The organism is Aeromicrobium sp. SORGH_AS_0981, from assembly GCF_031453195.1.
GTDB lineage: Bacteria > Actinomycetota > Actinomycetes > Propionibacteriales > Nocardioidaceae > Aeromicrobium.
Genome location: NZ_JAVIZD010000001.1, coordinates 1148454 through 1159847, shown reverse-complemented (window position 1 = coordinate 1159847; position 11394 = coordinate 1148454). Strand labels below are relative to the sequence as shown.

General features: G+C 72.6%; 10 protein-coding genes. 4 read left to right on the top strand and 6 right to left on the bottom strand.

From position 1 onward, the window contains the following. Window positions 1-117: 117 nt before the first annotated feature. From QE370_RS05925 to solA, 3 genes are all read left to right on the top strand, one after another. Window positions 118-918 carry an IclR family transcriptional regulator gene (locus tag QE370_RS05925; protein ID WP_309633772.1) on the top strand — a complete coding sequence of 267 codons (801 nt, stop codon included), beginning with the start codon at window positions 118-120 and terminating at the stop codon, window positions 916-918. 118 nt (window positions 919-1036) lie between these two features. After that, window positions 1037-3535: an FAD-dependent oxidoreductase gene (locus QE370_RS05920; RefSeq protein WP_309633771.1), complete on the top strand. Its 2499-nt coding sequence runs from the start codon at window positions 1037-1039 to the stop codon at window positions 3533-3535. Between the two features lie 31 nt (window positions 3536-3566). Further along, window positions 3567-4724, top strand: coding sequence for an N-methyl-L-tryptophan oxidase (gene solA / locus QE370_RS05915; protein ID WP_309633770.1), 1158 nt, complete (start codon window positions 3567-3569; stop codon window positions 4722-4724). A gap of 9 nt (window positions 4725-4733) precedes the next feature. Here solA and QE370_RS05910 read toward each other — a convergent pair whose 3' ends face one another. The 6 genes from QE370_RS05910 to QE370_RS05885 form a co-directional block, all read right to left on the bottom strand. Then, entirely contained in the window at window positions 4734-6029 is a 1296-nt protein-coding gene (locus QE370_RS05910; RefSeq protein ID WP_253026200.1) for a nitrate/nitrite transporter, read from the bottom strand. A gap of 243 nt (window positions 6030-6272) precedes the next feature. Continuing rightward, window positions 6273-7064, bottom strand: coding sequence for an ABC transporter permease subunit (locus QE370_RS05905; protein WP_309633769.1), 792 nt, complete (start codon window positions 7062-7064; stop codon window positions 6273-6275). Beyond that, window positions 7061-7864: an ABC transporter permease subunit gene (locus QE370_RS05900; RefSeq protein ID WP_309633768.1), complete on the bottom strand. Its 804-nt coding sequence runs from the start codon at window positions 7862-7864 to the stop codon at window positions 7061-7063. Before QE370_RS05900 ends, QE370_RS05905 begins: the two co-directional genes overlap by 4 nt. Continuing rightward, a complete protein-coding gene (locus QE370_RS05895) occupies window positions 7864-8691 on the bottom strand; it encodes an ABC transporter ATP-binding protein (RefSeq protein WP_253026206.1) in 828 nt (275 codons plus the stop codon). Before QE370_RS05895 ends, QE370_RS05900 begins: the two co-directional genes overlap by 1 nt. 7 nt (window positions 8692-8698) lie before the next feature. Beyond that, a complete protein-coding gene (locus QE370_RS05890) occupies window positions 8699-9766 on the bottom strand; it encodes an ABC transporter substrate-binding protein (protein ID WP_253026208.1) in 1068 nt (355 codons plus the stop codon). Window positions 9767-9888: 122 nt separating this feature from the next. Then, complete coding sequence (locus QE370_RS05885) at window positions 9889-10365, bottom strand: nucleoside deaminase (protein WP_253026210.1); 477 nt, start codon at window positions 10363-10365, stop codon at window positions 9889-9891. Between the two features lie 108 nt (window positions 10366-10473). Between QE370_RS05885 and QE370_RS05880 the strand changes: the two genes are divergently transcribed. Further along, window positions 10474-11385 (top strand): XdhC family protein, encoded by a 912-nt coding sequence (locus QE370_RS05880; protein ID WP_309633767.1) that lies wholly within the window; start codon window positions 10474-10476, stop codon window positions 11383-11385. The last annotated feature ends 9 nt before the right edge of the window (window positions 11386-11394 follow it).

Sequence of the window (11394 nt, the reverse complement as noted above, 5' to 3'; positions counted from 1 at the left end):
TTCTGTATGCACAACACGGTGCAGACGGGTCGGCCCCTGCGTCAAGCCCGGACGCGCCGATCGACGAACATTTCACCTGCGCGAAATACGCTCACCCGTCCGACCGGAAGGACCGCCGTGAACGACACCGAGCCCGGCCTCGTCCAGTCCGTGGACCGCGCCGCCGCGATCCTCGAGCTGCTCGCCGACGGCGGCACCGTGGGGGTGAGCGAGCTGTCCCGTGCGCTCGACGTCCACCGGTCCACGGCCTTCCGGCTGCTCGCGACCCTGGAGACCCGTCACCTGGTGGAGCAGGTCGAGCACCGCGGCGCCTACCGGCTCGGACTGGGCGTGCTGCGCCTCGCGGGCGCCGTGAGCACACGCATCGACCTCACCCGCGACGCCCAGCAGGCGTGCGAGGCGATGGCGCGCCGGCTCGACGAGACGACGAACGTGGCGATCCTCGACGACGTCTCGGCCGTCAACATCACGCAGGCCATGGGCACGCAGATGGTGGCGGTCACCCGGCAGTACGTCGGCCAGCGCACGCCGCTGCACGCGACCTCGACGGGCAAGGTCCTGCTGGCCCACGCGGGCGACGACCTGCTGCAGCAGGTGCTGGCCGCCGGCCTGGAGGGCTACACCGACCGCACCCTCACGCGTCCCGACGACCTCGTCGAGGAGCTCGACCGCGTCCGTCGCCGCGGCTGGGCCAGCGCCGACGCCGAGTGGGAGGCGGGCACGTGTGCCGTGGCCGTCCCCGTGCGCGGCGCGGACGGACGGGTCGTGGCGGCCCTGTCCGTCACCGCGCCGGACTTCCGCATGCCGGCGTCCGGCTTCGCCGACCTCGCCGCCGACCTCGCCGACGGCGCCGAGGAGCTGGGGCTGCGCTGGGGGACGGTACGACCGGCCCACCGACCGGGCGCCCCCAGCGACTGACCCCTGTTACGGGCAGGTGAAACCTGCCGGACGGCGTTGCCCCCACGACCGACACCGTCCTACGCTCGTTGCGTCCTGCAGATCAGTGTTGCGTTGAACGCAACAGAGGGGAGCCCGGGTGCCCTACCCCCAGCCGCGCGTCGTCGTGATCGGTCTCGGCGTGGTCGGCGCCGCCCTGGCCGACGAGCTGACCCTGCGCGGTCTGCGTCGGGTCACGGTCGTGGACCAGGGGCCGCTGTACGAGACGGGCGGCTCGAGCTCGCACGCCCCCGGCTTCGTGTTCCAGACCAACGGCAGCCGGGTGATGAGCCTGCTGGCCCAGCGGACGCTCGACAAGCTCGACGGGCTCGACGTCGACGGCGCGTGGGTGAGCAAGCGGGTGGGCGGCCTGGAGATCGCCCGCACCCCTGAGCGACTGCGCGAGCTGCGTCGCCGGCTGGGGTTCGCGACGTCGTGGGGCGTGGAGGCCTCGCTCGTCGGACCCGACGAGTGCGCCGCCCTCTGGCCCGGCCTCGACCCCGACACCGTCTCCGGCGGGCTGCACACCCCCACCGATGCCGTCGTGAAGGGTGTGCGCGCCGTGCAGTGGCAGGCCCGTCGCGCCGAGGCCGCGGGCGCCACCATCCGGCCGCTCACCCGCGTGGTCGGGCTGCGGACGCAGGGCGGCCGCGTCACCGGGGTCGAGGTCCTGCCCGTCCCTGCCGCTCCCGACGCACAGCCGGACGTCATCGGCGCCGACGTCGTCGTCAGCGCCGCCGGGCTCTGGGGCCCCGGGCTGGCGCGCGACCTGCTCGGCTTCGAGCTGCCCATGATGCCGATGGCCCACGGGTTCGGGTGGAGCGAGCCGCTGGCCGCCCGCGCGTCGGTCGACGAGGCGACGGAGGTCGTCCGTCCGATGCTGCGCCACCAGGACGCCGGGATGTACCTGCGCGAGTGGGGCTCCACGATCGCCATCGGCGCCTACGACCACCGGCCGCTCCCCGTCGAGGACCCGCAGATCGCCAGCGCCGACGAGTTCGCCGCGACCGGCGTGCACCCGGCGATGCACCCGTTCACCCCCGAGGACTACGAGCCGACCTGGAAGGAGGCGCAGACGATCGTGCCCGAGCTGCGCGACGCCAGGCTCGACGTCGGACGCAGCTTCAACGGCATCTTCTCCTTCACGCCCGACGGCGGCCCGATGCTCGGGCCGGTGCCCGGCGTCGAGGGACTCTGGCTCGCCCAGGCGGTGTGGGTGACGCAGTCGGCGGGCATGGCCCAGGTGGTCGCGGACTGGCTGACGACGGGCGACCCGGGCATCGACACCCACGGCCTCGACTTCCGCCGCTTCGACCCCGCCGTCGTCAGCCACGCGCACACGGTCGAGCGCGCCAGCGAGGCCTACGACGAGGTGTACGACGTCGTGCACCCGCGCGCGTCGACGGCGCGGATGCGCGGTCTGCGGACGCCTCCGTTCCACGACCGGCAGCGTGCCCTGGGCGCCGTGCTCGGCGAGGCCTCCGGCTGGGAGCGGCCGCTGTGGTTCGAGGCCAACGCCGACCTGCCGCTCCCCGACGAGCCCGCGCTCCGGCTGGACGACCGCGACGCGTGGGCGGCGCGGCACTGGTCGCCGATCGCCGCGGCCGAGGCCCGCGCCACCCGCGAGCGGGTGGCGCTCCACGACATGTCGCCGCTCCCCCGAGCGCGGGTGAGCGGCCCCGGCGCCACCGCCTTCCTGCGCCGCATGCTCACCAGCGACGTCGACCGAGCCGTCGGCCAGGTCGTGTACGGGCTGCTGCTCGACGAGTCCGGCGGCGTGCTGTCCGACGTGACCGCCGCCCGGCTCGGTCCCGAGGAGTACCAGCTGGGCCTCAACGGTCCGCTCGACCTCGACTGGCTGCGGGCCCACCTGCCCGAGGGCGGCAGCGTGCAGGTGCACGACGTGACCACCGGGCACTGCGGCCTCGGGCTGTGGGGCCCGCGCTCGCGCGACGTGCTGGCCGCGCTCGCCGACACCGACGTCAGCGACGCGGCGTTCCGCTACTACACCGCCCAGCGGTTGCGCGTGGCCGGCGTCCCCGTCCTCGCGATGCGGCTCAGCTACGTCGGCGAGCTCGGGTGGGAGCTGTACACGCCGGCGGAGTTCGGCGGCCGGCTCTGGGACGTCCTGTGGGAGGCCGGCGCCGAGCACGGGATCGTCGCGGCGGGTCGCCGCGCGTTCGAGAGCCTGCGGCTGGAGAAGGGCTACCGGCTGTGGGGGCACGACGTCACGCGCGAGCACGGGCCCGACGAGGCCGGGCTCGGGTTCGCCGTGCGGATCGGCGCACGCGACGTGGTGGGAGCCGCCGCGCTCGCCGCCCGCACGAGCACGCAGCGACTCGTGTGCCTCACCCTCGACGACCCCGGCACGGTGCTGCTCGGTCACGAGCCGGTGCGGTCCGGCGACGCCGTCGTCGGGTACGTGACGAGCGCCGACCAGGGCTACACGTCGGGAACGTCGATCGCCTACGCCTGGGTGCCGAGCGCCCTCGCGACGGTGGGCACCGCGCTGGACGTCGAGTACCTCGGCGTGCGGCACGCGGCGACGGTCACGGCCGAGCCGATCGTCGACCCGCAGATGACCCGGCTGCGCGGCTGAGCCGCCGCACCCCTCCTGGAAGGATCCCGCCATGGACCACTACGACGTGATCGTGCTCGGGGTCGGGTCGATGGGCGCCGCGGCCTGCAACGCCCTGGCCGACCGCGGCGTGTCCGTGCTCGGCCTGGACACCTACACCCCCGGCCACGCGCACGGCGCGCACCACGGCGGTACCCGGATCATCCGTCAGTCGTACTTCGAGGACGCCGCCTACGTGCCGCTCCTGCGGTCGTCGTACGCCGGCTTCCGTCGGCTCGAGGAGGAGTCGGGCCGCTCCCTCATGACGCTGTGCGGCGGGATCTACCTCGGCGATCCCGGGAGCACGACGTTCGCCGGCAGCCTCGCCGCGGCACAGGAGCACGGGCTCGACCACGAGGTGCTCACCGCGGAGCAGGTGCACGAGCGGTTCCCGTCGATGACCCCCGCCCCCGACGCCCTCGCGCTCTACGAGGCCGCGGCCGGCTACGTGCGGCCGGAGGAGACCGTCGTCGCGAACGCCGAGGTGGCGGCGCGCAAGGGGGCGACGCTGCGCTTCGGCGAGCCGGTCACCTGGTGGGGCGCGACGCCGGGCGGTGGCGTCGAGGTCGTGACGCCGCAGGGTCGCTACGGGGCCGACCGGCTCGTCGTCTCCCCGGGACCGTGGGCGCCCGAGGTCCTGGCCGACCTGCAGCTGCCGCTGTCGATCGAGCGCATGGTCTTCCACTGGTTCACGCCCGACACGAGCACCGTGCCCTACGAGCGCTGGAGCGACGCCCACCACCCCGTCTACATCGAGCAGACGCACGGCAACCACCAGATCTACGGCTTCCCCATGACCGACGGGCCGGACGGCGGCTTCAAGCTCGGCTTCTTCCGCGTCGGCTCCCCCACCACGGCCGCGACGATCGACCGGGTGGTCCGCGAGGAGGAGAACGACCGGATGCTCGAGCGCGCCCGCGAGCTGTTCCCCCTGCTCGGCCGACCCGTCGTGCAGGCCAAGACCTGCCTGTACTCGGTGACGCCGGACGAGCACTTCGTCGTCGGGCAGCACCCCGGCCACCCGCAGGTGAGCGTGGCGTGCGGGTTCAGCGGCCACGGGTTCAAGTTCGTGCCCGTGATCGGCGAGATCCTCGCCGACCTCGCGACCACGGGCACGACCGACCACCCCGTCGAGCTGTTCGACCCCCGACGACCGGTGCTCGCGGGCTGAGCGGTCGCGTCAGGCCAGCCGACCGCGCCAGTGCTCGCGTGCGTCGGGGTCCTCGGCGAGCAGTTGCCCGCGCGTGCGGCGGCGGTAGCGCCAGATCTGGGTGAGGCCGACCGCCCACAGGACGTACTGCACCGACATCGCCCACCGGAACGCCCCGGGCGCGTAGTCGGTGCTGGCCCCGGGCGTGCGCCAGTCGAGCACGAGCCCGATGGCCACGACGAGCAGCAGCGACGCCACGAAGCCGCCCTGGTTGATGATCCCGGTGGCGGCACCGAGGCGGTCGGGCGGGTTGAAGGAGCGGCCGAGGTCGAACCCGACCATCGACGCCGGGCCGCCGACGCCGACCACCACGACCAGCAGCACGAGCAGCCAGCTCGGGGCGGTGCCGGGCCACACGAGCACCACCGTCCAGACGGTGACGATGGAGCAGACGATGCCCAGCACGATCGTCGAGCGGTGCCACGGGTCGCGGGTGATCGCCCACGCCAGCACCGGTCCGGCGACCATGACGGCGAGCACGAGGATGGTCAGCAGGGCACCCGCCTGCGCCGAGGTGCGACCCTCGCCGCGCACGAAGAACGGGTACCCCCACAGCAGGCCGAGCGTCGTCGCGCTGAACTGGGTGGTGAAGTGGACCCAGAAGCCGAGCCGCGTGCCGGGGTGGCGCCACGACGCGGCCAGGCTGCTGCGGACGGTCGTCCACGACAGCGGCGCGCCGAGCACGTGGGGCGAGCCGGGCTCGTCGTGGACGACGACGAGCAGGACCACCATGAGGACCAGCCCGAGCGAGGCGGCCGCGAGGTAGGTGGGCGTCCAACCGAGCTCGCGCAGCGCCCACGTCATCGGCACGGCGGCCACGAGCGCGCCGAGCTGCCCCAGGACGCCGGTGAGCTGCGTGACGAGCGGGATGCGTCGCGACGGGAACCAGGTGGTGACGAGCCGCAGGACGCAGACGAAGGTCATCGCGTCGCCGAGGCCGACGAAGACGCGCGCCACCAGCGCCACGGCGAACGTGTCGGCGAGCGCGAACGCCGCCTGGGCGAGGGTCAGCACGACCACGCCGATGGTGAGGATGCGGCGCGGCCCGAACCGGTCGAGCAGGAGCCCGACGGGGATCTGCATGCCGGCATAGACGACGAGCTGCAGCATGACGAAGGTCGACAGCTGGGCGGCGGAGATGCCGAACCGCTCCGTCGCCGCGAGCCCGGCGACCGCCAGCGACGAGCGGTGGAAGACGGCGAGGAAGTACAGCGACAGCCCGGTGAGCCAGACGGCGACCGGCCCTCGTCTCGTCGTCGCGCTCACTCGCCCCAGTATGCGCCTGGCCGACGGGCGTCCCGGCGGGGGTGCCGGGCCGTGGGCGGCGGAGAGCCCGGCGGGGGTGCCGGGCCGTGGGCGGCGGAGAGCCCGGCGGGGGTGCCGGGCCGTGGGCGGCGGAGGACGTTGACGTGGGGCCCCACCCAAACCGGCTCCCCCCACCGCAACCACCCGCCCGAACCGCACGGTTGCGTGGGGCCCCACGCAACCGTGCGGGCGGGTGGGGTGGGGTCAGGCGCGGCCGGCGTTGCGGCCGTAGCGGGCGAGCACGAAGGTCTCGGCCAGCTGCGCCAGGGCGTAGCCGATCACGGAGACGAGCGTGACCACGACGACGAGCGACCAGAGCTTGTCGTACTGGTAGAGCGCGAGTGCCTGGTTGACCGCCTTGCCGACGCTGTCGGTCGTCGTGAAGTACTCGGCGATGAGCGCGCCGGTGATGGCGCCCGGCACCGAGATCCGGATGGCGGCGAAGATCGACGGCAGGGCCGTCGGGAACGCGACCCGACGCATGACGTCCCATGACGACCCGCCGTAGACGGTCACCACGTCGTGCATCTGGGGCGTCACCGACCGCAGCCCGTACGCGATGTTCACGAGCGCCGGGAACAGCACGACGATGCCGCTCATCACCGCGACGCACCAGAACCCGTTGCCGAACAGCAGGGTGATGATCGGAGCGAGGGCCACGAGCGGCACGGTGCGCACGATCATGACGACCGGCATGGTGGCGGCCTCGACGCCCGACCAGAGCACCATGACCGTCGCGAGCACGAACGCGGCGGTCAGCCCGGCGACGAAGCCGATGCCGGCGTCGATGACGGTCTGGCCGAGCGCGCCGAGCACCTCCGCGCGTTTCGCGGCGGCGTCGTCCTCGGTGAACAGGTAGGCGACGACGTCCTGCGGCAGCCGGGTGGTGAGGTCGCTGACGCCGGTGAGGGTGACGAGCGCGTACCAGGCGCCGATCGTCGCGGCGAGCACGACGAGGACCGTGAGCAGCGGTCGGGCGACCGCGAGGACCTTCACGAGGCCGCTCCCCGCGACCACGGCGCCACGACGCGGCCGAGCAGCCCGAGCAGGGCGTACGCCAGGCCCGAGACGAGGGCGCAGCCGATGCCGAGCGACCACGCGAGCGCGGTCTCCCGGTTGTTCTGGCTGAGGATGAGCGACGGCCCGACGCCGATCTCGAGGTGCCGGTCGAAGTACTCGCCGAGCAGCGCCCCGAGGAAGGCGGCCGGTGCCGCGATCTGCAGCGTCGTGAAGAGTGCCGGCAGCGCGGCGACGGCCCGCACGCGCAGCAGCTGCTGCAGGCGGCTGCCGCCGTAGACCTCGACGACGTCGAGCGTCGCCTGGTCGGCCGCGCGGAACCCGAGCACGGCACCGACGACGGTCGTGAAGAACACCGACACGGCCGCGAGGTCGATGGCGGTCGCGGACAGCCCGCCCTTCTCGGGGATCTCGTGCACCGTGATGAGGATCGGCGCGAGCACCACGATGGGCAGGCAGTAGGTGATGACGGCGAGCTGCATGACGATGGGCTCGATGAACGGCACGAGCAGCACGAGCACGGCGACGGTCAGCGCGAGGGCGACGCCGACGAGGTAGCCGTACAGCGACTCCTCGAGCGTGATCGAGAAGACGGTGCGGTAGTAGTCGAAGCCGCGGTCGGCGAAGGTCGTCAGGACCTCGCCCGGCGTCGGCACCTGGAACCGCGCGAGCACGGTCGCCGCGACGAGCCACCAGAGCGCGACGGTGCCCACGAGGCCCGCCGCACCGATCCCGAGCGTCCTGGTGCGCTCGGGCGAGAGCGACAGGGAGGTGCTCATCACTCGACCGCCGCTCCGCCGGCACCGAACAGCAGCTCGGAGGCCTGGTCGTGCAGGGCGTGGAACTCCGGCGTGCGCATCATCTCCGGCACGCGCGGACGCGGCAGGTCGACGTCGATGACCTCCTTGATGCGGCCCGGTCGCGGGCTCATGACCGCCACCTGGTCCGACAGGAAGATCGCCTCGGAGATGCCGTGCGTGACCATGAGCGTGGTCGCGGGCTTCTCGGTCCAGATCCGCAGCAGCTCGACGTTCAGCCGCTGGCGGGTCATGTCGTCGAGCGCGCCGAACGGCTCGTCGAGCAGCAGGACCGAGGGCTTGACCACGAGCGAGCGCGCGATGGACACGCGCTGGCGCATGCCGCCCGAGAGCTGCGCGGGCTTGGCCTTCTCGAAGCCCTGCAGGCCGACGAGCGCGATGAGCTCCTTGACCAGGGCGTCGTCGGGCTGCTCGCCGGAGACCTGGAAGGGCAGGCGGATGTTGGACTCCACCGACCGCCACGGCAGCAGGGCCGAGTCCTGGAAGGCGATGCCGAGCTCGTGGTCGCGCCGCAGCTCGGTGGGCGACTTGCCGTCGACGGTCGCGCGGCCGCTGGTCGGCTTCTCGAGGCCGGCCAGGATGCGCAGGATCGTCGACTTGCCGCAGCCCGACGGGCCGAGCAGCGACAGGAAGCTGCCCTTGTCGGTGTGCAGGGTGGCGTCCGTGAGGGCGACCACCTCCTTGCGACCGACGGAGAACGTCTTCGACAGGTCCTGGATGTGCAGGCCGGTGCCGGCGGTGGGGACCGTCAGGGCCCCACCGCCGGCCGGCGTCGTCAGGTTGCTCACGCGGTCCTCACTTGGCGAGCTCGGGCTTCTCCTTGAGCAGCTCGGTCAGCGGCTCGAGGTCGAACAGGTCGTCGGCGGAGATGTCGATGCCCGCCGCCTTGAGCGACGTCAGGTTGGCCTGCACCAGGTCGTCGCTGATCGTGAAGATGCCGTTCTTGGCGGTCTCGTCGGTGTTGACGAGCAGCTCGCACTGCTGCTTGGCCTGCGCGATCTCCTTGTCGAGCTCGAGCGGCGGGTCGATGTCCTTGCCGTAGGTGTCGACGGCGAGCTTGGCGCCCTTCTCGTACCCGGCCTCGCCGTCGCAGGCGTCCTTCCAGCCCTTGATCTCGGCCTCGAGGAACGCCTTGACGTAGTCGGGCTTGTTCTTCAGGGTCTCGTCGGTCGTGATGATGCTCTCGGCGACGAACGGCAGGTTGTTGTCGGCGAAGGACAGGTCGACGGTGTCGAAGCCGTGGCTCTTGACCAGCAGCGACTCGTTGGTGACGTAGGCGACGAGCCCGTCGATCTGCTTGTCCTCCAGCGGGGCCACGTCGAAGCCGTTCGGGACGATCTCGACGTCCTTCTCGTCGATGTCGTTCGCGGCGAGGAAGGCCTTGAACAGGCTGAGGTTCGGGTCCTGGACACCGATCTTCTTGCCGATGAGGTCCTGCGGCGTCTTGATGTTGCCCTTGTCGGCCAGCGACAGGATCGAGAACGGGTTCTTCTGGTACGTCGCGCCGATGATCTTCAGCGGGAAGTCGGAGTTGGTGATCGCCGAGGCGGTCGAGACGGCGTTGCTGAGGCCGAAGTCGGCCTTGCCGGTGGCGACGATCTCCTCCTGGGCGACGGGCCCGGCGAGGAAGGTGGTCTTCCCGAGACCGGCGTCCTTGTAGTAGCCGGCGCTGTCGGCGATGAACTCGCCCGCGAACTCGGCGTTCTTGATCCAGGAGAACTGGACGGTCACGTCTCCGAGGCCGTCACCCGACGACTCGTCCGCGGAGTCAGAGCTCGAGCCGCACGCGGACAGGGCGAGGGCGGCGGCCGAGAGCACCGCGGCGACACGCACGCTGGTTCCTCGGCGGATGGACTGGTTCATGACTGTGGCACTCCCTGGCTCGAGCAGCGTGCGCTGCTGACGATGAAACCCCCGTTACAGACCGAGACGTTAGGAGCGTCGCGTTCCGCTCCTGACGCAGCAGGATTACGCCTGCGTAAATCTCAGTAGGCCGTGCGCGCGGCGTGGCTCAGCCACGCGTCGAAGGGCGACGACGCGTCGGCCGTGCGGGTCGCCTCGACCGTCGTGCCCCACGTCGCGCGGTCGCGCGAGAAGAGCTCGTAGAACTCGCGGTCGTCGAACCCGCCGCGGGCCGCGTCGTCGCGGTCGGCGGCGAACACGACCCGGTCGACTCGCGACCACAGCGACGTCGCGAGGCACATCGGGCAGGGCTCGCAGGAGGAGTACAACGTCAGTCCTGCCAGGGAGAAGTCGCCGATCGCCCGGCACGCGGCCCGGATGGCGACGACCTCCGCGTGGGCGCTCGGGTCGAGGTCGCGGGTGACCCGGTTCTGCCCGGTGGCGACCAGCTCGTCACCCTTGACCAGCACCGCGCCGAAGGGTCCGCCGCCCTCGGCCACGTTCTGCGTGGCGAGGTCCACGGCCAGTGCCAGCCACGTCGCGTCCTGCTCGTCGGTCATCGTCGACTCCCTCTCTCGTGCTCCTGCCGGGGATCGTCGCAAGAGGGTGTTTCGTGGGCGTTTCTCCACCGTCCCCGCGATGAAACACTTGTCCCGCAGGCTGGGTCCGTGCTCGACATCGCCCCCACCCTCCGCACCTGGACGACCGAGGGTCGTCGCGTCGCCGTCGCCACCTTGGTCGCCGTGCACGGCAGCGCGCCGCGCGCGGTGGGCGCGGCCCTCGCGGTCGACGACACCGGCCGCGTGGTCGGCAGCATCTCCGGCGGGTGCGTCGAGGGCGCCCTCGTCGCCGAGTGCGAGGAGGTCCTCGCAGGCGGGCCGACGCGGCGACGCACCTACGCCGCCGGCGACTGGCTGGAGCCCGGCCTGATGTGCGGCGGGACGATCGAGGTGCTCGTGTGCGACGTCGCGTCGCTCGACGAGGAGCAGTGGCACCAGGTGGAGCGTGCCGCCGGCGGGCGGTCCGCGACCCTGACGCTCGCGGGGACCAGCCTCTCGGCCCACCGACCGCCGGAGCTCGTCGTCGTCGGGGCCGTGGAGTTCGCCGTGGCCCTGTGCGCGCTGGCCGCACGCGCCGGCTTCGCGGTCACCGTGCTCGACCACCGCGCGACGTTCGCGACCAAGGAGCGCTTCCCGGACGCGACGGCGGTCGTGGTGTCCGACCTCGCGGACTGGTGCGCGGAGCGCACGTGGTCGCCCGACGACGCCGTGTGCGTGCTCGGGCACGACCTCGAGCGCGACACGGCCGTGCTGGCGTCGGCGCTGGAGGGCGGCGCCGGCTACGTCGGCGCCATGGGCTCGCGCGCCACGCACGAGCAGCGCGTGCGCGCGCTCGAGGGCGTCGACGTCGCCCGGCTGCGCTCCCCCATCGGTCTCGACCTCGGCGGCTCGAGCCCCGAGCACACCGCCGTGGCGATCCTCGCCGAGGTGCTGGCCGTCCGTCACGGCGGCTCGGCGCAGCCGCTCTCCGCCACGACCGGCCCCATCCACCAGGCCTCCGCAGGACGCGGCCGGTCCTGACGATCGATC

Bases quoted from the DNA above. Each gene is read 5' to 3' on its own strand.
- solA (WP_309633770.1), top strand. From the start codon at position 3,567: ATGGACCACTACGACGTGATCGTGCTCGGGGTCGGGTCGATGGGCGCC.
- QE370_RS05900 (WP_309633768.1), bottom strand. From the start codon at position 7,864: ATGAGCACCTCCCTGTCGCTCTCGCCCGAGCGCACCAGGACGCTCGGG.
- QE370_RS05890 (WP_253026208.1), bottom strand. From the start codon at position 9,766: ATGAACCAGTCCATCCGCCGAGGAACCAGCGTGCGTGTCGCCGCGGTG.
- QE370_RS05885 (WP_253026210.1), bottom strand. From the start codon at position 10,365: ATGACCGACGAGCAGGACGCGACGTGGCTGGCACTGGCCGTGGACCTC.